Origin of the sequence: Caballeronia sp. NCF2 (genome assembly GCF_023631205.1) — a bacterium.
GTDB classification, from domain to species: Bacteria; Pseudomonadota; Gammaproteobacteria; order Burkholderiales; family Burkholderiaceae; genus Caballeronia; species Caballeronia zhejiangensis.
The window spans coordinates 36985-61328 of the sequence record NZ_JALQDN010000030.1 but is presented as its reverse complement, the minus strand read 5'-3'; the positions used below and the strand labels follow the sequence as shown (position 1 = coordinate 61328).

22 protein-coding genes and 1 pseudogene are annotated in these 24344 nt (G+C 63.2%); 18 read left to right on the top strand and 5 right to left on the bottom strand.

Annotation, left to right across the window (positions count from 1 at the left end; genetic code table 11):
* The first annotated feature begins 41 nt into the window (after positions 1-41).
* The 4 genes from NCS02_RS12890 to msrQ all read left to right on the top strand — a co-directional run bounded on the left by NCS02_RS12890 (position 42) and on the right by msrQ (position 5244).
* Entirely contained in the window at positions 42-2273 is a 2232-nt protein-coding gene (locus NCS02_RS12890) for a cytochrome c biogenesis protein ResB (protein ID WP_250435271.1), read from the top strand.
* A gap of 4 nt (positions 2274-2277) precedes the next feature.
* Entirely contained in the window at positions 2278-3480 is a 1203-nt protein-coding gene (gene ccsB, locus NCS02_RS12885; RefSeq protein WP_008344060.1) for a c-type cytochrome biogenesis protein CcsB, read from the top strand.
* A 132-nt stretch (positions 3481-3612) separates the two neighbouring features.
* Positions 3613-4602, top strand: coding sequence for a protein-methionine-sulfoxide reductase catalytic subunit MsrP (gene msrP, locus NCS02_RS12880; protein ID WP_175983045.1), 990 nt, complete (start codon positions 3613-3615; stop codon positions 4600-4602).
* A gap of 3 nt (positions 4603-4605) precedes the next feature.
* Positions 4606-5244 (top strand): protein-methionine-sulfoxide reductase heme-binding subunit MsrQ, encoded by a 639-nt coding sequence (gene msrQ, locus NCS02_RS12875; protein WP_008344065.1) that lies wholly within the window; start codon positions 4606-4608, stop codon positions 5242-5244.
* 50 nt (positions 5245-5294) lie between these two features.
* Here the strand turns inward: msrQ and lysA are convergent, their stop codons facing one another.
* Together lysA and lptM are read right to left on the bottom strand one after the other, a co-directional pair.
* The gene (gene lysA / locus NCS02_RS12870) at positions 5295-6557 is read right to left on the bottom strand and encodes a diaminopimelate decarboxylase (RefSeq protein WP_250519792.1); all 1263 of its coding nucleotides are present in this window, start codon (positions 6555-6557) and stop codon (positions 5295-5297) included.
* 44 nt (positions 6558-6601) lie between these two features.
* The gene (gene lptM, locus NCS02_RS12865; RefSeq protein ID WP_250519791.1) at positions 6602-6883 is read right to left on the bottom strand and encodes an LPS translocon maturation chaperone LptM; all 282 of its coding nucleotides are present in this window, start codon (positions 6881-6883) and stop codon (positions 6602-6604) included.
* A 35-nt stretch (positions 6884-6918) separates the two neighbouring features.
* Between lptM and cyaY the strand changes: the two genes are divergently transcribed.
* Positions 6919-7236, top strand: coding sequence for an iron donor protein CyaY (gene cyaY / locus NCS02_RS12860; RefSeq protein ID WP_175983047.1), 318 nt, complete (start codon positions 6919-6921; stop codon positions 7234-7236).
* A 62-nt stretch (positions 7237-7298) separates the two neighbouring features.
* Here the strand turns inward: cyaY and NCS02_RS12855 are convergent, their stop codons facing one another.
* Complete coding sequence (locus tag NCS02_RS12855) at positions 7299-9707, bottom strand: penicillin-binding protein 1A (protein WP_175983048.1); 2409 nt, start codon at positions 9705-9707, stop codon at positions 7299-7301.
* 262 nt (positions 9708-9969) lie between these two features.
* Here NCS02_RS12855 and pilM point away from each other — a divergent pair, with 262 nt between their 5' ends.
* The 12 genes and pseudogenes from pilM (at position 9970) to ugpQ (ending at position 22011) form a co-directional block, all read left to right on the top strand.
* Complete coding sequence (gene pilM, locus NCS02_RS12850; RefSeq protein WP_250523164.1) at positions 9970-10971, top strand: type IV pilus biogenesis protein PilM; 1002 nt, start codon at positions 9970-9972, stop codon at positions 10969-10971.
* Entirely contained in the window at positions 10968-11648 is a 681-nt protein-coding gene (locus NCS02_RS12845; RefSeq protein WP_250519790.1) for a PilN family protein, read from the top strand. The genes pilM and NCS02_RS12845 overlap by 4 nt, the downstream gene beginning before the upstream one ends.
* Positions 11645-12514: a type IV pilus inner membrane component PilO gene (locus NCS02_RS12840; protein WP_250519789.1), complete on the top strand. Its 870-nt coding sequence runs from the start codon at positions 11645-11647 to the stop codon at positions 12512-12514. The genes NCS02_RS12845 and NCS02_RS12840 overlap by 4 nt, the downstream gene beginning before the upstream one ends.
* A 53-nt stretch (positions 12515-12567) precedes the next feature.
* Complete coding sequence (locus tag NCS02_RS12835) at positions 12568-14031, top strand: type IV pilus secretin PilQ (protein ID WP_250519788.1); 1464 nt, start codon at positions 12568-12570, stop codon at positions 14029-14031.
* Between the two features lie 93 nt (positions 14032-14124).
* Complete coding sequence (locus tag NCS02_RS12830) at positions 14125-14670, top strand: shikimate kinase (protein ID WP_008344080.1); 546 nt, start codon at positions 14125-14127, stop codon at positions 14668-14670.
* A gap of 16 nt (positions 14671-14686) precedes the next feature.
* Positions 14687-15763: a 3-dehydroquinate synthase gene (aroB, locus tag NCS02_RS12825; protein ID WP_034473117.1), complete on the top strand. Its 1077-nt coding sequence runs from the start codon at positions 14687-14689 to the stop codon at positions 15761-15763.
* Positions 15764-15807: 44 nt separating this feature from the next.
* Entirely contained in the window at positions 15808-17028 is a 1221-nt protein-coding gene (locus NCS02_RS12820; protein WP_034473118.1) for a deoxyguanosinetriphosphate triphosphohydrolase, read from the top strand.
* A gap of 29 nt (positions 17029-17057) precedes the next feature.
* Entirely contained in the window at positions 17058-18383 is a 1326-nt protein-coding gene (gene ugpB, locus NCS02_RS12815; RefSeq protein WP_034473119.1) for a sn-glycerol-3-phosphate ABC transporter substrate-binding protein UgpB, read from the top strand.
* A 49-nt stretch (positions 18384-18432) separates the two neighbouring features.
* A complete protein-coding gene (gene ugpA, locus NCS02_RS12810) occupies positions 18433-19317 on the top strand; it encodes a sn-glycerol-3-phosphate ABC transporter permease UgpA (protein WP_008344088.1) in 885 nt (294 codons plus the stop codon).
* Positions 19314-20156: pseudogene (ugpE, locus tag NCS02_RS12805) on the top strand (sn-glycerol-3-phosphate ABC transporter permease UgpE); the annotation flags it as partial. The gene ugpA and the pseudogene ugpE, both read left to right, overlap by 4 nt.
* 6 nt (positions 20157-20162) lie before the next feature.
* A complete protein-coding gene (locus tag NCS02_RS12800) occupies positions 20163-21248 on the top strand; it encodes a sn-glycerol-3-phosphate import ATP-binding protein UgpC (protein WP_008344091.1) in 1086 nt (361 codons plus the stop codon).
* 13 nt (positions 21249-21261) lie between these two features.
* Positions 21262-22011, top strand: coding sequence for a glycerophosphodiester phosphodiesterase (gene ugpQ, locus NCS02_RS12795; protein WP_008344094.1), 750 nt, complete (start codon positions 21262-21264; stop codon positions 22009-22011).
* 10 nt (positions 22012-22021) lie between these two features.
* On the opposite strand, the gene NCS02_RS12790 is transcribed toward ugpQ, so the two are convergent.
* Both NCS02_RS12790 and NCS02_RS12785 read right to left on the bottom strand, forming a co-directional pair.
* Positions 22022-22399, bottom strand: a complete 378-nt coding sequence (locus NCS02_RS12790; protein ID WP_033536968.1) for an ElaB/YgaM/YqjD family protein — start codon at positions 22397-22399, stop codon at positions 22022-22024.
* Positions 22400-22693: 294 nt separating this feature from the next.
* Positions 22694-23419 carry an OmpW/AlkL family protein gene (locus NCS02_RS12785; protein ID WP_034473121.1) on the bottom strand — a complete coding sequence of 242 codons (726 nt, stop codon included), beginning with the start codon at positions 23417-23419 and terminating at the stop codon, positions 22694-22696.
* Positions 23420-23625: 206 nt separating this feature from the next.
* Here NCS02_RS12785 and NCS02_RS12780 point away from each other — a divergent pair, with 206 nt between their 5' ends.
* A complete protein-coding gene (locus tag NCS02_RS12780; RefSeq protein ID WP_008344100.1) occupies positions 23626-24333 on the top strand; it encodes a transposase in 708 nt (235 codons plus the stop codon).
* Positions 24334-24344: the final 11 nt, after the last annotated feature.

Genomic DNA, 24344 nt, shown 5'->3' with positions numbered 1-24344 from the left:
CCAGCGTCTCCACCCTTTTTTGCTGTCCAGCCGGAGTTTGAATGAGCGTCACCACATCGGGTTTGCAGTCGAAGTCGAGCCGTCGGGCCATCAGGCATTTCGTCGAACTCGTCAGTTCGATGCGCTTCGCCATCGCATTGCTGGTCATTCTGGCGATCGCGAGCATCATCGGCACGGTGCTTACGCAGGACGATCCGTATCCGAACTACGTCAATCAATTCGGCCCGTTCTGGGCGGACATCTTCCGTGGCTTGAGCATCTACACCGTGTACAGCGCATGGTGGTTCATGCTGATCCTGATTTTCCTCGTGATCTCGGTGTCGCTGTGCGTGATCCGAAACAGCCCGAAGATGATCGCGGACATCAAGAGCTGGAAGGATCGCGTGCACGAAGGCGGGCTGCGCGCGTTCCATCACAAGGGCGAGTTCACGGTCACGGCCGATCGCGCGCAGACCGCCGCGACGCTCGAACGCCTGTCCGCGAAGATGGGCTACCGCTTCAAGACGCGCGAGACCGACAACGGCGCGACGCTCATCACCGCCAAGCGCGGCGCGATGACCAAGATCGGCTATATCTCGGCGCATCTGGCGATCGTCGTGATCTGTATCGGCGGTCTGCTGGACAGCAATCTGCCCATCAAGCTGCAGATGTGGATGTTCAACAAGACGCCGATCAACAGCAACGCCGTCATCAACGACATTCCGCGCGAGCATCGTCTTTCAACGTCGAATCCGACTTTCCGCGGCTACGCATGGGTGCCCGAAGGGCAGTTCGTCGGCACGGCGATACTGAATCAGCAAGACGGCTCGATCATTCAGGACCTGCCGTTCTCGATTCAGCTCAATAAGTTCATCGTCGATTACTACTCGACCGGCATGCCGAAGCTCTTCGCGAGCGATATCGTCGTGATCGATCACAAGACAGGCAAGCGCATTCCGGCGCGCATCGAAGTGAACAAGCCGTTCACGTATGACGGCATTTCGATCTATCAATCGAGCTTTCAGGACGGCGGCTCGAAACTCGAAATGACCGCCTGGCCGATGACCGGCGGCAGCGCGAAGACCGCGCCGTTCAGCGGGACGATCGGCGGCACGGCGCCCATCGGCGCGCAGTTCGCGGGCGCGCAGGGCGAGACGGTCGAGTTCACGGATTTCCGCGCGATCAACGTCGAGAACATGACCGACGGCAGCGGCGCGCCCGACGCGCGCGGCGTCGGCAAGAAGGAAACGCTGCGCGATGCATTCGACGAGCGCCTCGGCTCAGGCGCCAAAACGTCGAGACCGACGGATCTGCGCAATATCGGCCCGTCGGTGCAATACAAGGTGCGCGGCACGGACGGCCAGGCGCGCGAATACAGCAACTACATGGTGCCCGTGGACGTGAGCGGCCAGCGTATGTTCCTCGCGGGCATGCGCCTGAGCCCGAACGATCCGTTCCGCTATCTGCGCATTCCCGCCGACGATCAGGGCACCGTCAAACAGTGGATGGACCTGCGCGCCGCGCTCGCGACGCCGGCGACGCGCGCCGAAGCCGCGCATCGTTTCGCGTTGCGTTCGGTGCCGCAGGAAAACGGTGAACTGCAGAAACATCTGGAGGAAAGCGCCGTCCGCGTGCTGAATCTTTTCGCAGGCGCCGATGAAACCGGCAAGGCGACGACGAATCCGCAGATGATTGGCGGTTTCCAGAGCATCGCGATGTTTATCGACAAATCGGTGCCGAAGGGCGAGCAGGAGAAAGCCGCCGGCCTGCTGATGAGGATGCTCGAAGGGGCGATGTGGGACGTATGGCAGATTTCCCGAGAGCAAAACGGCCAGCCCGCGGCTAAAGTGGACGATAAGAACGCCGCGTTCGTGCAATCGTCCATCAACGCGCTTTCCGACAGCTTTCTGTACGGTTCGCCGGTCTTTCTGCAACTGGACAACTTCAGGCAGGTGCAAGCTTCGGTATTCCAGTTGACGCGCGCGCCGGGTAAAAATCTGGTGTATCTTGGCAGCCTTCTGCTGGTCGTCGGCATTTTCGCGATGTTTTACGTGCGCGAACGCCGGCTCTGGTTCTGGCTCAAAGATACGGGCCAGGGCGGCGCGAGCGTGCTGATGGCGATGTCCACTGCCCGCCGCACGTTCGATTTCGAGAAAGAGTTCGTGCGTACGCGCGCGCAGATCGCAGCGGCGCTCGGCGTGAAGCCGGAAGTACCGGCCGATCCGTCCCCGGCGCAAAACGCGCACCGGCATTCGCAAACCGAGACCCCGAGCTCGGAAGTTTCAACACGGTAAGATCATGGACCTCACACAGACTTCCTCCCACGCCTCCGCCAAGACGGAACGTCCGGCATCGGGGCTTCCCGATGTCGCCGAGTTCGACGATCGTCCGTTCTTGCGCAGGCTCACGCTGATCGACTGGCTCTTCGCCCTCGCGATGGTCGCGGGCGCGGGTTTCGCGCTGAACCGCTATCACGCGTACATGGACGTGTACGACACGGCCGTGCTGGTCGGCGCCGTGCCGACGTTCGTGGTGCTCGGTTGGCGCTGGAAACCGGTACGCCTGCTGATCGCGTTGATCGCGGTGTTGTCGCTTTTCTCGATCCAGCTCTATCAGCACGACCTCGCTCGCGCCGACACGAACTTCTTCCTCAAGTACTTCCTGTCGAGCCAGTCCGCGATCTTGTGGATGAGCGCGCTCTTCATCCTCGCGACGCTCTTCTACTGGATCGGCCTTGCGACGCGCTCGCAGACGGGCGGCGCGATCGGCTCGCGCATGACGTGGGTCGCGGTGCTGATGGGCTTCACCGGCCTGATGGTGCGCTGGTACGAGTCCTACATGATCGGCTCGGACGTCGGCCATATTCCGATTTCGAATCTGTACGAAGTCTTCGTGTTGTTCTGCCTCATCACGTCGCTGTTTTATCTCTACTACGAGCAGCATTACTCGACGCGCGCGATGGGCGCGTTCGTGCTGCTCGTGATCAGCGCGGCGGTCGGTTTCCTGATGTGGTATTCGATCGCGCGCGATGCACAGCAGATACAGCCGCTCGTCCCCGCGCTGCAAAGCTGGTGGATGAAGATCCACGTTCCGGCGAACTTCATCGGCTATGGCAGCTTCGCGCTCTCGGCGATGGTCTCCGTCGCGTATCTCGCGAAGCAGCGCGGTTTCATGGCGGACCGCCTGCCGTCGCTCGAAGTGCTCGACGACGTGATGTACAAGTCGATCGCCGTCGGCTTCGCGTTCTTCACCATCGCGACGATCCTCGGCGCGCTGTGGGCGGCGGAAGCGTGGGGCGGCTACTGGAGCTGGGATCCGAAGGAAACCTGGGCGCTGATCGTCTGGCTGAACTACGCCGCGTGGCTGCACATGCGCCTGATGAAAGGCCTGCGCGGCGCCGCCGCCGCATGGTGGGCGCTGACGGGCCTGATCGTCACGACCTTCGCGTTCCTCGGCGTCAACATGTTCCTTTCGGGCTTGCATAGTTACGGCAAGCTCTGATCGGCAGCGTCGAATCGAAAAAGACCGCCATGCGTGACGAGCGCTGGCGGTTTTTTTTCGTTTTGCGGTGGAATACTGGCATCCAATCTGCTGTTTTCTCCGTACAAGAATGAACGGAAGGAGTCACGCTTCATGTGGATCAAACAAGGCCGTAATCTGTACGGCGATGACATTGCGAGTCACGAAATCACGCCGCGCGACGTGTTCGAGAATCGCCGGCGCACGCTTCGTTCGCTCGGCGCGCTCGCCGCGACAGGACTCGCCGGCGCGAGCGGCCTCGCCCACGCGACGCTGACATCGCCCGACGCCAAAGGCCAGAAGCTGGCCGCGACGACCAACCCGAAGTTCGTCGCGCTCGACAAGCCGACGCCGTTCAAGGACATCACGAGCTACAACAACTTCTACGAGTTCGGCACCGACAAGGACGATCCCGCCGCCCACGCCGGCACGCTGCGTCCGCGGCCGTGGAAAGTGTCCGTCGAGGGCGCGATCAAGAATCCGAAGGTCTACGACATCGACGACATTCTCAAGCTCGCGCCGCTCGAGGAACGCGTGTACCGGCTGCGCTGCGTCGAAGGCTGGTCGATGGTGATTCCGTGGATCGGCGTGTCGTTGTCGGAGCTCATCAAGCGCGCCGAGCCGACGGGCAACGCGAAGTACGTGCAGTTCATCACGCTGGCCGATCCGTCGCAGATGCCGGGACTTTCGACGCCGATCCTCGAATGGCCGTATTCCGAAGGTCTGCGCATGGACGAGGCGATGAATCCGCTCACGCTGCTGACCGTCGGCTTGTACGGCGAAGTGCTGCCGAATCAGAACGGCGCGCCGGTGCGTGTCGTCGTGCCGTGGAAGTACGGTTTCAAGAGCGCGAAATCGCTGGTGAAAATCCGCTTTGTCGAGAAGCAGCCGCCAACGAGCTGGAATCTCTACGCGCCGAGCGAATACGGCTTCTTTTCGAACGTGAATCCGAATGTCGATCATCCGCGCTGGAGTCAGGCGACCGAGCGGCGCATCGGCGAGGACGGTTTCTTTCAGCCGAAACGCAAGACGCTCATGTTCAACGGCTACGGCGATCAGGTCGCGTCGATGTATGCCGGCATGGATCTGAAGAAGAACTTCTGAACGATGTCGTCCGCTTCCCAGATCAAAAGCGCGCGCGTCGCGACGGGACCGCGATGGATCGTTCCGGTCAAGATCGTCGTGTTCGTCGCGATGCTGTTTCCGCTCGCACGTCTCGTGCTGCTCGGCGCGACGGGCGGCCTGGGCGCGAATCCGATCGAATTCATCACGCGCTCGACCGGCCTCTGGACGCTCGTGTATCTGTGCATCACGCTCGCGATCACGCCCGTGCGCCGCCTGACGGGAGTGACGGCGCTCGCGCGCTTTCGCCGGATGATCGGTCTCTTCGCGTTCTTCTTCGCCGTACTGCACTTCACGACGTACATCTGGTTCGACAAATGGTTCGATGTCGCCGCGATGCTGAAGGACATCGGCAAGCGGCCGTTCATCACGGTCGGTTTCGCGGCGTTCGTGCTGCTGATTCCGCTCGCGGTCACATCGCCGAAAGCGATGGTGCGCAAGCTCGGCCGTCGCTGGCAGACCTTGCATCGCGCGATCTATCTGATCGCCGCGCTCGCGATCCTGCATTTCTGGTGGATGAAGGCGGGCAAACACGATCTCGAACTGCCGAAGATCTACGGCTCGATCGTGATCGTGCTGCTCGGCTGGCGCGTGATCGCCTGGCTCAAAGCGCGACGCGCATGAAAAAAGCGATGCTCGTCAGGGCATCGCTTTTTCGTTCGAAGCGCGGCGCTTCAGTCCGGCAGAATCGATTCGCCGGCGAACAGCTGCTTCACTTCCTCACGCTCGCGCACGAGCCGCGCGCGTTCCCCATCGACCATGATTTCGGCGGCGCGCGGACGCGTGTTGTAGTTTGAGCTCATCACGAAGCCGTACGCGCCCGCCGAGCAGATCGCGAGCAGATCGCCGGGCGCGATGGACAGCTCGCGATCGCGTCCGAGCCAGTCGCCGCTTTCGCATACCGGACCGACGACATCGTATGTATGCGCTTTCTCGTCGCGCTTCACGACCGGCACGATGCGATGAAACGCCTCGTACATCGCGGGACGCGCGAGGTCGTTCATCGCGGCATCGACGATGGCGAAGTTCTTTTCCTCGCCCGGCTTCAGGAACTCGACGCGCGTCAGCAGCACGCCCGCGTTGCCGACGAGCGAGCGCCCCGGCTCGAAATACACTTCGCGCTGACCGTGGCCGCGCTTCTCGATGTGATCGAGCAGCGTCTTCACGAACACGCCGATATCGGGCGGCGTTTCGTCGTCGTAGGTGATGCCGAGACCGCCGCCGACATCGACGTGACGAATGCTCATGCCGTCCGCTTCGATCTGCTCGACGAGTTCGAGCAGCTTGTCGAGCGCGTCGAGATACGGGCTGATTTCGGTGATCTGCGAGCCGATATGGCAATCGATGCCGACGACATCGAGATTCGGCATGGCATGCGCTTGCGCGTACGTCGCGCGCGCATCGCTGAACGCGACGCCGAACTTGTTCGACTTGAGGCCGGTGGAGATGTACGGATGCGTTTTTGCATCGACGTCGGGATTCACGCGCAGCGAAACCGGCGCTTTCTTGCCGAGCGACTTCGCGACTTCGTTGAGCGCGTGCAACTCGGGAATCGACTCGACGTTGAAGCACTTGACGCCCGCTTCGAGCGCCTCGCGCATTTCGGCCGCCGTCTTGCCGACGCCCGAAAACACCGTGTTCTTCGCCTTGCCACCGGCCGCGAGCACGCGCGCGAGCTCGCCCGACGACACGATGTCGAAGCCCGCGCCCATGCGCGCGAACACGTTGAGCACCGCGAGATTGCTGTTCGCCTTCACCGCGACGTGCACCGTTGCCTTGCGGCCGGCGCAGGCATCGGCGTAAGCGTGATAGGCGCGCGTGAGGGCATCGCGCGAATAGACGTAGAGCGGCGTGCCGAACTGGTCCGCGAGCGACGCGGCTGAGACGCCTTCGACGTGCAACACGCCGTCGACATAGTGGAATGCGGAATCACTCATGCGTGGAATCGAAAGTGCGCCACGAAGGCGTTAAGGCTCGAGGATCAGTAAGCGGTCGACGCGGCTTTCGGCGCCGATGCACCATTGGGACTGGTTTTGAGATCGGTCTCGGGCGAAAGCGAGAGCGGCTGTCTCGATGCCGTTTCGCTGTCCGGAGCGACGTTCGAAGGCGGCGTATTCTGGAGGTCGTTGGGACGTTGCGGCAGCGGCGGCACTCTTGGCAGATACAGCGGACCGCGTTGCCCACAACCGCCGAGCGAGAGCGTTGCCGCGGCGCCGATGCTCAAAGCCGCTACAATCGCGCTCATCTTGAAAACGACTCGCATGACCGTCCCTATACGTTTAATCGATGGAGTTTAGCATGACAGACCAGGAATACCTGACGCTGGCGGAGGCCGCGCTGACGGCCATCGAGCGCTCGGTGGACAACGCCGAAGCGGACATCGAATTCGAGCGCAGCGGCAATGTGCTCACGCTGGAATTCGAGAATCGCACGAAGGTGATCGTCAACTTGCAGCCGCCGAAGCACGAAATCTGGCTCGCGGCGAAGGCGGGCGGATTCCACTACAAATACCGCGACGGCGCCTGGCGCGACACGCGCGACAACAGCGAATTCTTCGCGACGCTGAGCAAATATTCGAGCGAGCAGGCCGGCGAGCCGATCCGCTTCAAGGCATAAATCGAGGCGTAAAAAAAACGAGCGGCCTTTCGGTCCGCTCGCTTTGCTTTGCAGGGGCCGGGTTACTGCCCCTTGAACAGATTCATGATGTCCTGCTTTTCCTGCTCGCCAACCTCGGGCGCGGGCGCAGTCACGCCTGACACGCCTTCCTGCGGCGGCGCCTGGCTCACACCGATCGTTGCGACGAAGCCGCGGCCCGGCGTCATGTCGTCGTAGTACAGCTCGTTGCCGAGCGACGTGATATCGGGCGGCATCATCGGCTTGTACTCGGGCACGCCCTTCAGCGCGCGGCCCATGTAATCCATCCACACCGGCAGCGCGAGACCGCCGCCCGTTTCCTTGTCGCCGAGGCTGCGGGGATTGTCATAGCCGATCCACGCGATCGCCACGAGCGTGCGCTGATAACCGGCGAACCACGCATCGCGCGAATCGTTCGTCGTGCCCGTCTTGCCGGCCAGATCGCCGCGCTTCAGTTGATTCGTCTTCGCGCCCGTGCCGTGCTGCGCGACGCTCTGCAACAGGCTGTTCATCACGAAAGCGTTGCGCGGCGTGATCGCGAGCGGCGCGCTTTGCTGCGCGACGAGCGGCTGCGGATGCGACACGACGCGCCCGTACGGATCGGTGATATCGGCGATCAGATACGGATTCACACGATATCCACCGTTCGCGAACACCGCGTAACCGGCTGCCATTTGCAGCGGTGTGACGAGGCCGGCGCCGAGCGCCATCGGCAGATAGGCGGGATGACGGTCCGCATCGAAGCCGAAGCGCGTGATGTACTGCTGCGCGTACTTCGTGCCGATATGACTCAGGATGCGGATCGACACCATGTTCTTCGAGCGCTGCAACGCGGAGCGCATGGTCATCGGGCCGTCGAAGCCGCCGCCGTAGTTCTTCGGCTCCCACGCCTGGCCGCCCGTCTCGGCGGCGCTGAAGAAAAGCGGTCCGTCGTTGATGATCGTCGCGGGCGAGAGACCCTTTTCGAGCGATGCCGAATAGATGAACGGCTTGAAGCTCGATCCCGGCTGGCGCCATGCCTGCGTAACGTGATTGAACTTGTTCTTGTTGAAGTCGAAGCCGCCGACGAGCGCACGGATCGCGCCGTCCTGCGGCACCATCGACACGAGCGCGCCTTCGACTTGCGGCAATTGCGTGATGATCCAGTCGCCGTCGTCGTCCTTCATGAGACGCACGATCGCGCCCGGACGAATGCGCGAGTTCGGCTGCGCGCGCGACGAGAGCGCGAACTGCACGAAACGCAGATCGTTGCCGCTGATGGTTGCCGTGTTGCCGTCGATGAAGCTCGCCTTCACTTCCTTCGGACTCGCCGACGTCACGACCGCCGCGACGATCTCGCCGTTGTCGGGATGCTCGGCGAGCGCATCGTCGATGGCCTGCTCGCGGTCATCCGCGTTCGCCGGCAGATCGATGTAACCTTCCGGCCCGCGATAGCCGTGCCGGTGCTCGTAATCCATCAGGCCCTTGCGCACCGCGCGATACGCGGCGTCCTGGTCGGCGGAATCGATCGTCGTCACGACATTCAGGCCGCGCGTGTACGCTTCTTCGCGGTATTGCGCGTACAGCATCTGACGCACCATTTCCGCGACGTACTCGGCGTGCACGCTGAATTCGCGGCCCTGTCCCTTCACGACGAGCGGCTGCTGCACGGCCTGCTCGTACTCAGCCTGCGTGATGAAGTTCAGCTCGCGCATGCGTTGCAGGATGTACTCCTGCCGCACCTTCGCGCGCTTCGGATTGACGACCGGGTTGTACGCCGAGGGCGCTTTCGGCAGACCCGCGAGCATCGCCGCCTCGGCGAGCGAGACGTCCTTCAGATCCTTGCCGAAATAGACCCGCGCCGCGCTCGCGAAACCATACGCGCGCTGCCCGAGATAGATCTGATTCATATAGACCTCCAGAATCTGATCCTTCGTCAACGCGCGCTCGATCTTGTACGCGAGCAGCATTTCATAAATCTTGCGCGTGTAGGTCTTCTCGCTCGACAGGAAAAAATTGCGCGCGACCTGCATCGTGATCGTGCTCGCGCCTTGCGACGCGTGGCCGTTGGTCAGGGCGACCGAGCCCGCGCGCAGAATGCCGGTGAGATCGACGCCGCCGTGATCGTAAAAGCGCGCGTCTTCGATGGCGAGCACGGCTTTTTTCAGATGATCGGGCACGTCCTGAATGCGCACGACACTGCGGCGCTCTTCGCCGAATTCGCCGATCAGAACGTGATCGGCCGTGTAGATGCGCAGCGGCACCTTCGGCTTGTAATCGGTGAGCGCTTCGAGCGACGGCAGGTTCGGCATCGCAACGACGAGCGCGTAGCCGAGCACCAGACCCGCGCAGACGACGAGCGCGAAAACGCTGACGAAAAATCCGAGCATGAGCCTCGCCCACCATGGGCGTTTGGCTTTTTTCGGCTTCTCGGGCGGCGTGGACGGCGGGTTGGACGGGGAAGAGGATTGCATAGCACCACCAAAAACAGTCACGCGATTATAGCTGCCCGGGTTTCGGACTTTTCTTGACGCACACGGCGCACGCTGCCGCCGTGTGCGCCTGCACACGCGTCTGCCGTTGTCTTCAAGATACGCGCGATCCTGCGCGGAAGCATCCCTCCGACGCGAGCGTTGGCCATTCGGCCGAGTGTTCGCCGCGATCGGCGCTCGCGACAATTCTTCCGACAACAAGCGCCCGAACGGTTCGGTGCGCGATCGAATGGAAGGAGCGGTCATGAGCAAGGAAAACATGCTGCGCGGCACGATGCTGACGGTCACGCGGCGCTACGCGGCGGGCATCGACGTGAGCGAGGACGCGGTGCGCCTCGCCATCGTGAGCAGGCGGTTGAGGGCGAATGCGGCGGTGTGCGTCGAGCATCTGGAGTCGGTGGCGCTGCCGTCAGGTGCGGTGGTCGGCGGCGACTTCGTCGATCGCGCGCCTATCGTCGCGGCGTTGCGCGAGGCGTTCGGGCGGCTGCCGGAAAGCGGCGCTTGGCGTGCGCTGCGTTGCGCGATGGGCTTGCCGTCGTCGGCGACGCTTACGACGCAAGTTCCGCTCGCCCGACTCATCGACACCCACGAGCAGCTCGCAGCCCCGATCGGCGGCGATCCGCGCGGCTTGCTCGAGCCGGCCGTACTCGCCGAAGCCGAGCGCGCGGCGGGCATCGAACGCGGCGCGCTGGCGGTCGACTGGTCCGTGCAGACGCGGGAAGACGGCGACGCGCTGGTCGCGATAGCGGCGACGGCGCGGCGACACGTCGAGGCGCGAGTCGAGACCGCGGCGGAGGCGGGCATCGCGCTATCGGCCATCGACAGTGAGCCGGCCGCCGCATTGCGCGCGATGCGCCATGCAGGTTCCGTCGAACTGGACGCCGACGCGCGCTATCTCGTCTGCTGGCTGGAAAGCAGCGGCTTGCACGGCTGGCTCGTCGGCTCGCGCGGCGTCGAAAACGAAGTCCGGTATCCCGCGCCCGAGCATCGGAGCATTTCGGACGCGTTGCACGAACTCGCTGGCGAACACGCGCCGCTCGATTGCATCTACGTCGCCGGGCAGATCGAGTTGATGGCGCACGCGGGCCTTCCGCTTCCCGTGCTCGGCAAGACTTTCGGCTGCGCGGCATTGCCGTTCGAAGCCGCGCCTTATTGCAACGGGGTGGCCGAGATTCAGACGGTGCACAAGCATTCGCCGCGTTTCGCGGTTGCGGTAGGCCTGGCGTTGCGCGAGGTGATGCAATGAACGCTGCCATGCTCGACGGATTCAATCTGTTGCCTTATCGCGCGCGAAAGCGACGCGAGCTACGGCGGCAGCGGCTCGCGCTGATCGGCGCGGTGACGCTCGCGGGCTGCGCGGTCGTTGGCGCCGTCGCTGGCCGCGACTTGTTCGAGCGCGCGCGACTGGATGAACGGCGTGTCGCGCTGGAGACGTCGCTGCGTGCTTCGAGCGCGCAGATCGACGAACACGCACGGCTCGTGCGCGCAGAAAGCGAACGGCGGCGCGCGCGTGAGGCCGCGCAGCCGTTGGCGTTGCCGCGCGAGCGTTTCCTCGCGCTGCTCGAAGCGCTCGCCGACTCGCCTCTTCAACGCGGCGTCGCGCTTCAACGCGTGTCGCAGCGAACGAATGAGGTCGAGCTGGCGGCGCTCGCACCCGATTCGCAGGCAGCGTCGCAATGGCTCAAGCGGCTGGAGCGCCTGCGCGGCGTGCAGGCGGTGGAAGTGATCGAAATGAAACGGCGCGCGAACGGAATTCCGTCGACGCAGCCTGCCAGGCGCGCTGCATCGACGGCCTCCGACGAGCACGCCGCGCGATTCGAGTTCGTCGCGCTGGTGCGCTATGCGCCGGATCATTCGCGCGATGAAACGGCGTCGCGTCAGGCACGTCCGGTTTTGGCGGCAACGCAGGGGGAACGCCCATGAGCACGATTCCGATGAACATCGCCATGAAGACGCGCCCGCGCGGCGCGCTCCCCATCCTGCAACCGCTCGACGACTGGTCGTGGCGACGGACCGCGTGTGTCGCGCTCGCGTTGAGTGTCGTCGTGTTTGCGTTCGGCCTGCGCGCGTGGCGCATGTCGGACGCGAGCCGGCTCGATGAAAGCCGCGTCGCGTTGGCCGCGGCACAAGCGAAGGCGCAGGACGCGGCGCGCATTGCCGACGAACTGTCCGGCTTGCGAGCGCGCGCGTCGTCGGGGCGCCTCGATCCGGAGCACTGGAGCGCCGCCGACGCGTTGCGCGCGGTCGCGGATCTGGCCGCCCAGAGCGGCGTGCGCGTCGCGGACATCGAGCCTGTCGCCGTCAAGGGCGGGGCGCCGAAGCAGCGCGAGCCGTTTCCTGAGCGCGCGCTCAAGCTGCGCGCGGACGGCAGCTTCGCGGAGCTACGGCGCTTTCTCGATGCGCTCGCCGGCCTGCCGCGACTCGTCGTTCCCGAGAACGTGCAGATCAAGCGGCAGGCGAACGCGCTTGCCATCGAAGCGACATTGCGCATCTTCGAAACGTTGCCGGCGGTCGCGCCCGCCGCAGTGTCGCGCGCCAACGCGTTCGTCATCGATCCGTTCGGCAGCGCGGACGCCGCCGCGCAGGGAAGCGACATGCTGCTGGTGGGCACGTTCGTCGCACGGCGTCGCGCGATGGCGCTTTTGCAAAGCGGCCGCGACGTCGACAGCTTCGCGCCGGGGCAGAAAATCGGCGACGAACGGCTCGGGCGCGTCGTGCCGCGCGCAATCGAACTCGCCCGAGAAGACGGCATGTCGCGCAAGCTGACTTTCGCGGAGGATCGCACGTGAGCCGGTTCGCGAAGCTTTCAGGCAGATTCATCGGAATGGCGGCTGCGCTGTCGATGTCTGCGCACACGGCGTTTGCCGCCGATAGCGCCGATGCGATCGTCCCGCCGCTACCGCCGCTACCGCCGCTGCCCGCATCGTTCGACGCGCAGGCTGTCGACCCGCCTATCGTCGCGACGTCCGACGCGCAGCCCGCGAAGCCCGCGGCGGAGCAGGCGGAAACGGAGAAGACAGAAACGGCAGAGGCGCTGGAAGGCCCGCCCGTGCCTTTGCCGAAACTCGAGCGTCTGAGCGACGCATCGCAGAGCGACGACGACGGCAAGCCGATCACGCTCGATCTAAAAAACGCCGACTTGAGCGCCGCGCTGCACGCATTCGCGCGCTTCACCGGCCTGAACATCGTCGCGAGCGAAAAGGTGCGCGGACAAGTGTCGATGAATCTCGTCGCCGTGCCGTGGCGGCGCGCATTCGACACGTTCCTCGAAGTCCACGGACTCGCGATGGAGCGGCACGGCAATGTCATTTGGGTCGCGCCGCTCGCGGAACTGGCGGCGCGCGAGAAGCTGCGGTTCGAGGCCCACGCGCGCGCCGCGGACCTCGAACCGCTCGCGAGCCGTACGTTCGTGCTGCGCTATTCGCGCGCGGAAGAGCTGCGCAAGATGCTGTCCGGCTCGGGCAGCCAGCGCGTGCTGTCGAAGCGCGGTTCCGCCATCTCCGATGCGCGCACGAATCTGCTCTTCATCACCGATCTCGACGCTCGCGTGCGGCAGATCGCCGAACTCGTCGCGCTGATCGACAAGCCGACGCCGCAGGTGATGATCGAGGCGAAGATCGTCGAGGGCGAGGCGGGACTGTCGCGCAATCTCGGCGTCAAGCTGGGCATCGCGGCGCAGAACGATCCGGCGACCGGGTTCGCGGGCGGCGCGGACGGTGTGGTATACGATTTGTCGGCGGGGCCGATCAACGGTTTCGACGCGGCGACGGCCGGGCTCACGTTGTTCGTCGCGCAGGCCACCCGGCTGCTCAACGTGCAACTGAGCGCGCTGGAGGCGCAAGGGCGCGGACAAATCGTTTCGCGGCCGCGCGTCGTGACGGCGGACCGCGTGAAGTCGATCGTCGAGCAGGGCATGGAAGTGCCGTATCAGGCGAAGGTTGGCAATGGCATGTCGGGCGTGCAGTTTCGGCGCGCAACGCTCAAACTGGAGGTTGAGCCGCAGATCACGCCGCATGGCCACGTCATTCTCGATCTCGACATCACGAAAGACAGTGTCGGCGAGCAGACGGCGAACGGGCCGGCAATCCATACCAAGCATATCCAGACGCGCGTGGAAGTGGAAAACGGCGGCACCGTGGCGATCGGCGGCATTTATTCCGATGACGAACACGAAGACACGACCGGCGTGCCGGGACTGTCGAAATTGCCGCTGATCGGCTGGCTGTTTCGCAACGACGCGCGGCGCAGCTCGAAGAGCGAGCTCGTCATTTTGATTACGCCGCATGTGATCGCGTCGAGCGGCTAGGCCCGTCACGAGGGCCGCGAAACTCGACAAAGCGGGCGGTTTGCCCTTAAGCTGCCGCACGAACAAATTGCATCGAACTGGAAGGAAACCGAGTTGCAGGAAGGGCACGCGAACGCGAACATTTTTTTCGTCGGACTCATGGGGGCGGGTAAAACCACCGTGGGACGTGCGGTTGCGCGCCGTCTGCAGCGCTCCTTCATCGATTCGGATCATGAGATCGAGGCGCGCACGGGCGCCCGCATCCCGGTGATCTGGGAGCTCGAGGGCGAAGCGGGTTTCCGCCAGCGCGAGGCGAACGTCATCGACGAGCTGTCGCAGCGCGATGGCATCGTGCTCGCGACGGGCGGCGGCGCGGTGCTGCGCCCCGACAATCGCGAACATCTGAAGAATCGCGGCATCGTCATCTATCTGCGCGCCAATCCGCACGATCTCTGGCAGCGCACACGGCGCGACAAGAATCGCCCGCTGCTGCAGACCGAAGATCCGCGCGGCAAGCTCGAAGCGCTCTTTCAGGCGCGCGATCCGCTGTACCACGAATGCGCGCATTTCGTCGTGGAAACCGGACGGCCGACCGTGAACGCGCTCGTCAATATGGTCCTGATGCAACTGGAGGTCGCCGGCGTCGTCAAACCGGCCTGAAGATCACATGTCCGCCATGATTACCGTCAACGTCGAACTGGGCGAGCGCGCCTATCCCATTCATATCGGTGCAGGGCTGATCGGCCGCACCGAGCTCTTTGCTCCGCACATCAAGGGCGCGTCCGTGGCGATCGTCACGAACTCGACCGTCGATCCGCTCTACGGCGAGCAGTTGCGCGCGGCTCTCGCGCCGCTCGGCAAGAAAGTCACGACCGTCGTGCTTCCGGACGGCGAAGCGCACAAGAACTGGGAAACGCTCAACACGATCTTCGACGCGCTCTTGACCGAGCGCGCCGACCGCAAGACGACGCTGATCGCGCTAGGCGGCGGCGTCGTCGGCGACATGACGGGCTTCGCGGCCGCATCGTATATGCGCGGCGTGCCGTTCATCCAGGTGCCGACCACGCTGCTCTCGCAAGTGGATTCGTCGGTGGGCGGCAAGACGGGCATCAATCATCCGCTCGGCAAGAACATGATCGGCGCGTTCTATCAGCCGCAAGCGGTAATCGCGGACATCGGCGCGCTGCACACCTTGCCGGAGCGCGAGCTGGCGGCGGGCATCGCGGAAGTCATCAAGACGGCCGCCATCGCGGACGCCGAATTCTTCGACTGGATCGAAAGCAATATCGACGCGCTGAATCGCCGCGACGACGACGCCCTCGCGCACGCGGTGAAGCGTTCGTGCGAGATCAAGGCGTCGGTGGTGGCATCCGACGAGCGCGAGGGCGGGCAGCGCGCGATTCTCAATTTCGGCCATACGTTCGGTCATGCGATCGAAGCCGGTCTCGGCTACGGCGAATGGCTGCACGGCGAGGCGGTCGGTTGCGGCATGGTGATGGCGGCGGATTTGTCCGTGCGCCTCGGCAGGCTCGACGAAGCCGCGCGCCAGCGTCTCGTGCGCGTGATCGAAGCGGCGAAGCTGCCGGTCACGGCGCCGAAGCTCGGCGACGACCGCTACGTCGATCTGATGAAGGTCGACAAAAAGGCCGAAGCCGGTGAAATCAAATTCATTTTGCTGACTCGCTTCGGCGCGACCGAGATCACGAGCGCGCCAGATCAGGCCGTGCGCGCGACGCTCGCAGCCAGCGTCTGATCCGCGCGAGCGGCGGCCAGAACCATGACGATGCGGAGCAGCCGGTGAGCGAAGAAGAGCATCAAGTTTTGCCGGGCGCGCCGTCGACGCTCGCGCTCGAAGCGCATCTCGCGGCGTACGCCGCGCACGCGTCGCAATCGCGCGGACGGCGTTTCGCCGAAGCGCCCCCGGCGGCGCGCACCGAGTTCCAGCGAGATCGCGACCGCATCGTGCATTCGACCGCGTTTCGGCGGCTCGAATACAAGACGCAGGTCTTCGTCAATCACGAAGGCGACCTGTTTCGCACGCGCCTCACGCACAGCCTCGAAGTCGCGCAGATCGCGCGTTCCGTCGCGCGCAATCTGCGGCTGAACGAGGATCTCGTCGAAGCCATTTCGCTCGCGCACGATCTCGGCCATACGCCGTTCGGTCACGCCGGACAGGACGCGCTGCACGACTGCATGCGCGATCACGGCGGCTTCGAGCACAACCTGCAAAGCCTCGCGGTGGTCGATCAGCTCGAAGAGCACTACGGCGCGTTCAACGGCCTGAACCTGTGCTTCGAGACGCGCGAAGGCATTCTCAAGCATTGCTCGCGCGAGAACGCGCGCAAGCTCGGCGATCTCGGCGAGCGCTTTCTCACGGGCAAGCAGCCTTCGCTCGAAGCGCAGATCGCCAATGTCGCCGATGAAATCGCGTACAACAATCACGATGTCGACGACGGCCTGCGCTCCGGCCTCATCACGCTCGAGCAGCTTTCCGAAGTGAGCCTCTGGCACACGCATTTCGACGCGGCGCGCGCGGAGTATCCGGACATCGAAGGGCGCAGGCTCATTCACGAAACCATCCGCCGCATCATCAATACGCTGATCGTCGATCTGATCGAGGCGACGAGCCGCAATCTCCAACGCGTCGCGCCGCAATCGCTCGACGACGTGCGCAACGCGCCCACGCTCGTCGCGCACAGCGATGAAGTCGCGGCACAGGCGGCGCAACTCAAGCGTTTCCTGTTCAAGAACCTGTACCGGCACTATCGCGTGATGCGTATGGCCAACAAGGCGAAGCGCGTCGTGACGGGCCTTTTCGAAGCCTTCTCCGACGATCCGCGTCTCTTGCCGCCCGCGTATCAGGCGCGCGGACCGGTGACGGAGGAATCGGCGAACGACGCGGCTTCGTCGAGCCACGACAGTTCGCAGGCGCGGCTCATCGCGCATTACATCGCCGGAATGACGGACCGTTACGCATTGAAGGAATATCAACGACTGTTTGTCATCGATAACAATTAACTTATAACGTTTTATACGGAGACTCATCGATGGTCCGCAAGCCCCTGTTTCGCCTGGTCACGACCGCTGCCGCCTTGACGTTCGGCGTCAGCACCGCCGCGCACGCCGCGACGGAAATCCAGTTCTGGCACGCGATGGAAGCCGCGCTCGGCGAGCGCGTGAACGACATCGCCAACGATTTCAACAAGTCTCAGAGCGATTACAAGATCGTCCCGGTGTTCAAGGGCACGTATGACCAGGCGCTCGCAGCGGGCATCGCGGCGTATCGCAGCGGCAATGCGCCCGCGATCCTGCAAGTCTACGAAGTCGGCACCGCGACGATGATGCAGGCGAAAAAGGCCGTCATCCCGGTCTCCGACGTGTTCAAGCAGGCCGGCGTGCCGCTCGACGAAAAGGCGTTCGTGCCGACCATCGCCGGTTACTACAGCGACGCGAAGACCGGCCATCTCATCTCGATGCCGTTCAACAGCTCGACGCCCGTTCTCTACTACAACAAGGACGCGTTCAAGAAGGCCGGCCTCGATCCGAACCAGCCGCCGAAAACCTGGGCCGATGTCGAAGCCGACGCGAAGAAGCTGAAGGCCGCGGGCTATTCGTGCGGATATTCGTCGGGCTGGCAGAGCTGGATTCAGCTCGAGAACTACAGCGCGTGGCACGCCGCGCCGTTCGCGACGAAGAACAACGGCTTCGACGGACTCGATGCGAAGCTCGAATTCAACAAGCCGCTGCAGGTCGCGCACATCCAGTTCCTGCAAAACATGGCGAAGGAAGGCACGTTCACGTATGTCGGCCGCAAGGACGAGCCGGTGTCGAAGTTCTATAGCGGCGATTGCGGGATCATCACGAATTCGTCGGGTTCGCGCGCGACCATCGCGAAATTCGCGAAGTTCGATTACGGCGTCGGCATGATGCCGTACGACGCGAATGTGAAAGGCGCGCCGCAGAACGCGATCATCGGCGGCGCGAGTCTGTGGGTTCTGGCGGGCAAGGATCCGGCCGTCTATAAGGGCGTCGCCAAGTTCCTCGCGTATCTCGCGACGCCGGAAGTGGCGGCGAAGTGGCATCAGGACACGGGCTATCTGCCGGTCACGCAGGCCGCGTACGAGCTCACGCAAAAGCAGGGCTTCTACGACAAGAATCCCGGCGCGGACATCGCGATCAAGCAGATGCTGAACAAGCCGCCGCTCGCGTACACGAAGGGCCTGCGCCTCGGCAACATGCCTCAGATCCGCACGATCGTCGACGAAGAGCTCGAGCAAGTTTGGGCCGAGAAGAAGACGCCGCAACAGGCGCTGGACGCGTCGGTGCAACGCGGCGACGAACTGCTGCGCCGCTTCGAGAAGGCGGGCAATTAAGGTCACGCGCCCGCGTGTAGAAGCGCGGGCGCTTCCGGGAAATCAAAGCATGGAAAAGCGCTCTCGTTTCGATACGAGCGTCTTGCCGTATCTGCTCGTCGCGCCACAACTCGCGATCACCGCGCTGTTCTTTCTCTGGCCCGCGGGCGAAGCCCTCTGGCAGGCCACGCAAAGCCAGGATGCGTTCGGCACGTCGAGCGAGTTCGTCGGCCTGCAGAACTTCAAACAACTGTTCGCCGATCCGCTCTACCTGTCGTCGTTCAACACGACGATGATCTTCTGCGCGCTCGTCACCGTGTCGGGCCTCGTGATCTCGCTTCTGCTCGCCGCGTGCGCCGATCGCGTGACGCGCGGCGCGAAGGCGTATCAGACGCTGCTCATCTGGCCGTATGCGGTCGCGCCCGCGATCGCCGCCGTGCTGTGGTCGTTCCTGTTCAATCCGAGCATCGGGCTCGTGACGTATGCGCTGGCGAAGCAGGGCGTCATCTGGAATCACGCGTTGAACGGCACGCAGGCCATGTTCCTCGTCGTGCTCGCGTCGGTGTGGAAGCAGGTCAGCTACAACTTCCTGTTCTTCTATGCGGGTCTTCAGGCGATCCCGAAATCGCTGATCGAAGCCGCCGCCATCGACGGGGCCGGTCCGGTGCGCCGCTTCTTCGGCATCGCGCTGCCGCTCCTGTCGCCGACGTCGTTCTTTCTGCTCGTCGTGAATCTCGTCTACGCGTTCTTCGATACGTTCCCCGTCATCGACGCCGCGACCGGCGGCGGTCCCGCGCAATCGACCAAGACGCTCATCTACAAGATCTTCGCGGAAGGCTTCCAGGGACTCGACATCGGCAGTTCGGGCGCGCAGTCGGTCGTGCTGATGGTGATCGTCGTCGTGCTCACCGTGGTCCAGTTCCGCTTCGTCGAACGCAGGGTGCAATACTCATGATCGAAAACCGTCGCGGCTTCGATATCTTCTGTCACGCGGTGCTGTTGCTCGGCGTCGCGCTGATCGTGTTTCCTGTGTACGTCGCGTTCTGCGCGGCCACGATGAATTCGAAGGAAGTGTTCAGCGTGCCGCTCTCGCTCGTGCCGAGCACGCATCTGTTCGAGAACATCGCGTATATCTGGGCGCACGGCAGCGGCAACGCGGCCGCTCCCTTCGGACGCATGCTGGCGAACAGTCTCGTGATGGCGCTGGTCATCTCCATCGGCAAGATCGCGGTGTCGATCGTGTCCGCCTATGCAATCGTCTTCTTCCGCTTTCCGCTGAAGAACCTCGCGTTCTGGCTCATCTTCATCACGCTGATGCTTCCCGTCGAAGTGCGTATCTTCCCGACGGTGCAAGTCGTTTCGTCGATGCATCTGTCGAACACGTATGCGGGATTGACGCTGCCGCTGATCGCCTCCGCAACGGCTACGTTCCTCTTCCGGCAGTTCTTCATGACGCTGCCCGACGAACTGATGGAAGCGGCGCGCATCGACGGCGCGGGGCCGCTGCGTTTCTTCTGGGACGTTGTGCTGCCGCTTTCGAAGACCAACATCGCGGCGCTTTTCGTCATCACGTTCATCTACGGCTGGAATCAATATCTCTGGCCGATTCTCATCACCAACGAAGTGTCGCTGCAGACGGCGGTGGTCGGCATCAAGAGCATGATCGCGTCCGGCGACACAGCGACCGAATGGCACTACGTGATGACCGCGACGCTGCTCGCGATGCTGCCGCCGCTCGCGGTCGTCCTGACGATGCAGCGCTGGTTCGTGCGCGGACTCGTCGATTCCGAGAAATATATCATGGCTGCATTGAATCTAAAAAGCGTCAAGAAAACATACGACGGCTCGAACTACGTACTGCACGGCATCGACGCCGCGATCGAGGACGGCGAATTCGTCGTGATGGTCGGGCCGTCGGGCTGCGGGAAGTCGACCTTGCTGCGCATGGTCGCGGGGCTCGAAAGCGTGTCCGAAGGCGCGATCGAAATCGGCGGCAAGGTCGTGAACAAGCTGGAGCCGAAGGATCGCGACATCGCGATGGTTTTTCAGAACTACGCACTTTATCCGCACATGAGCGTCGCGCAGAATATGGCGTACGCGCTGAAGATCGGCGGCGCGGACAAGAAGACCATCGAGTCGCGCGTCGCGAATGCCGCGCGTATCCTCGAACTCGAACATCTGCTCGAACGCAAGCCGCGCGAATTGTCGGGTGGTCAGCGGCAGCGCGTTGCAATGGGCCGCGCGATTGTCCGCGAGCCGGCGGTGTTCTTGTTCGACGAACCGTTGTCGAATCTCGACGCCAAACTGCGCGTGCAGATGCGCCTCGAAATTCAGCGGCTGCACGCGCGTCTCGCGACCACGAGCCTTTACGTTACGCACGATCAGATCGAAGCCATGACGCTCGCGCAGCGCGTCATCGTGATGAACAAGGGTCACGCGGAGCAGATCGGCGCGCCGACCGAAGTGTACGAACGCCCGGCAACCGTATTCGTGGCGAGCTTCATCGGATCGCCGGCGATGAATCTGCTCGAAGGACGTCTGTCCGAAGACGGATCGACTTTCGAGATCGCGGGCGGCGGTCCGAAGCTGCCGGTCGCGGGCGCGAATGGCGTGACGAGCGCGATGCACGGGCGCGAGTGGATCGTGGGCATTCGTCCCGAGCACATGACGCCCGGCAACGAGAACGCGCCAAGCGCCACGCTCGATGTGGATTCGGCTGAACTGCTTGGCGCGGACAATCTCGCGCACGGCAAGTGGGGCAAGCACGACGTCGCAGCGCGCTTGCCGCATGAGCATCGCCCGCAGCGTGGCGAGCGGTTGAGCGTATCGTTGCCCGCGCGGCATCTGCATTTTTTCGATCCGGCAACGCGACTGCGCGCGAACTAAAGGAGGCGATGCGATGAGAACCTGGCCTTATCCCGCGATCGTCGCGCATCGCGGCGGCGGCAAACTCGCGCCGGAGAACACGCTCGAAGCAATCGACGTGGGCGCGCGCTTCGGTCACAAGATGATCGAGTTCGACGCGAAGCTTTCTGCTGACGACATCGTCTTCCTGCTGCACGACGACGCGGTCGATCGAACGTCGAACGGACGCGGCGCGGCAAAAGCGATGACCTACGCGCAGTTGCGCGCGCTCGATGCAGGCACCTGGTTCGGCGCCGAATTCGCAAACGCGCGTATGCCGACGCTCGCCCAAGTGCACGAGCGATGCGTGAAGCATGGGCTTGCGGTGAACATCGAGATCAAGCCGAGTCAGGGGCGCGACGTGGAAACAGGCGTGCTCGTCGCGCGTGAGGCGGCGCACTTGTGGGCAGACGCTGAAGTTGCGCCGCTGATGTCGTCGTTCTCATATGCGGCGCTGGAAGCCGCACGCGACGTCGCGCCGAATCTTCCGCGAGGGATGCTTTACGAGCGCGTTCCCGTGAACTGGCGCGCGCAAACTTCAGCGTTATCGTGTGTGTCGCTGCACGCGAACCATCGCACGCTCGATGAAGCGCTCGTCGCGCAGATCAAGGATGCCGGCTTGCGCATTCTCGCCTACACGGTGAACGATCCGGCGCGCGCGCGGTTGCTCGCGCAATGGGGCGTCGATGCGATCTGCACGGATCGCATCGACATTATTGGCGCGGATTTTCTGGAGGCGTCGTAGGGTTGAAATGTCAGCGAACGCGAGCGAGCAGCACGCCCGCAACCAGCGCCAACCCGCCAACCAATGCAATGGTTTGCCAGGGCTTTTCGTGAAGGAAGGCGTCGGCGTCTTCGAACGCTGCGCCCGCGCGCTCGCGAAGCGCCGCGTGCGTATCGTTCAGACGTGCGCGCGCGCTGACGAGCCGGTCGCTGATCTGCGCGCGTAGCGCAGCCGCATCGGCCGACGTGCCTTCGGCCAGGGTGTTTTCGAGTTCGCTGAGAAGGGTGCGCAGTTCGGAGCCGATATCCTCGGCTGCTTCGCGGCCATGCCGTGCCATGCGTCGTGCGCGGCGGCTCGTCGTGGTCCAGGAATCTCCGATGGCGTCTCGCGTATTAGGCAGTGCGTTCATAGATCGCTCCGTCGATGGATGAGTCGTGGATAGCCCGCGCGAGGTGGCGGGGAAACTTATCATGCAGCAAATTCGATGCCGATGCTTCGACGTTGCGCAAAGCTTCGGTAAGCGCGACCGCGAAACACATTCCGCGCGCGATCGCGCGTAAGAACTGCAAGCAAACCGTTTTTAGGAAGGTCACATTTACAAGGGCGATGCAAAAAGTAACGCCGGCATATGTGAATCATGCCGGCGTTATCTCTCTTTTTATGGCGCTTATATCGTCGTTACATGCTTGTGAGCAGTCTCACTTCAGAATCGATAGCCCACTCGCAAATATGTGACGATCGGGTTCAGCGTGATTTTCGCCTGCGATTGAACGTTGAGCGTGCCGACAGGCGTTTGAGCCTGCGTGTTCAACTTCGCGGTGGCCTTCAACGGAATGAACGACACGGAAAATCCGGCGAACCAGTGCTCCGTGAAATTGTAGGTTGCGCCGACATTAAACACGGGCGCCCACGAACTATCCGTGTCGACGGTGGTCGGACCATGCAGGACCGAGCCTTCGAATTGCTGATTCGTGATCTGCGCGTCGGTGAACCAGGTGCGCGTCACGCCAAGACCCACGAACGGACGGAACTTCGCCGTGGGAGCATTGAAGAAGTATTTGAATAGCAGCGTCGGGCTCCACTGCTTCGCGCTGCCGAGCTTTCCGTACTGGGACAAGGTGCCCTTGCCTTCGAGATCGAACGTGGGCGGCACGCCCATTTCGAGTTCGGCGGCAATGTGGTCGGTCGCGAAGTAGCCCAACGTGAAGCCGGCGGTGTCGGCGCTCGAAATGCCTGCGCCTGTGCCGGGAACGTCGATATTGACCGGAGATCCGCCTACACTTGTTTCTTTGAGCGGACCACTACTGTCTTGCGGGGCGAAGTGAAACCAGCCTGCTGTTGCATAGAAGGATCCAGCAGATTGCGCATGTGCCGCGGTGGACACACACGCTAATGCCGCGATCCCCGTGATGACTTGTTTTATTTTCAATTTGTGCTCCTCCGAAAAAGCACGCTCATTATGAACACAAGATTTCACATTAACCATAGCGGTGCCGTAGAGCATTCTCCCTAGGGCAAAGAGCGGCTTTGGGGTCTGGTTGCACGGCAATTGCATGTGTTTTGTCCACGCTGCCGCAACGGCTCCAAAAGGTCCCCGAACGGGGTAACACAAACGCGACCAACGGAAAATCCAGAATGGCACGGCTTGCACGACTCTACGTTCCCGAACAGCCGCAGCATGTCATCCTGCGTGGTCTCGACCAGCAACCCGCCTTCGTCGACGACCAGGACTACGAGCTCTTCATCGACTGCTTGAGGACTGCTTCACGTGATCATCACCTCTCTATCCACGCCTATGCGCTGATGCCGCAGGCGGTACATCTGCTCGTCACGCCGCGCGACGAATCCAGTCTGCCCAAAGCGATGCAAGCGGTGGGACGTCGTTACGTGGCGCACTTCAATCGTCGATACATGCGACGCGGCACGCTCTGGGAAGGCCGCTATCGCGCGACGGTCATCGAGGGCGAACGATACTTTCTGCTCGCCACGCGCGTCGTAGAAATGGCGCCCGTGCGCGCGCAACTGGTCGCGGCGCCGCAGGACTACAAATGGTCCAGCTTCCGTCATCACATCGGGCTCACGCTCGATAGCCTCATCACCGACCATCCGCTGTTCTGGTCGCTCGGCAATACGCCGTTCGAACGCCAGCACGCCTACAAGGAACTGTGCGAGCAACCGCCCGATGAGCGCGAGGCCAACCGTCTCCTGCAAGCGACACTTAAAGGCTGGGTGCTCGGCAGCGATGCCTATCGGGAATGGGCGTCGCATGCTGCCAACCGCCGGGTGTCGCCGCTGCCGCGCGGACGTCCGCGCAAAATTCGCGAAACTCCACAGACTCAATAACGGCCTTCACG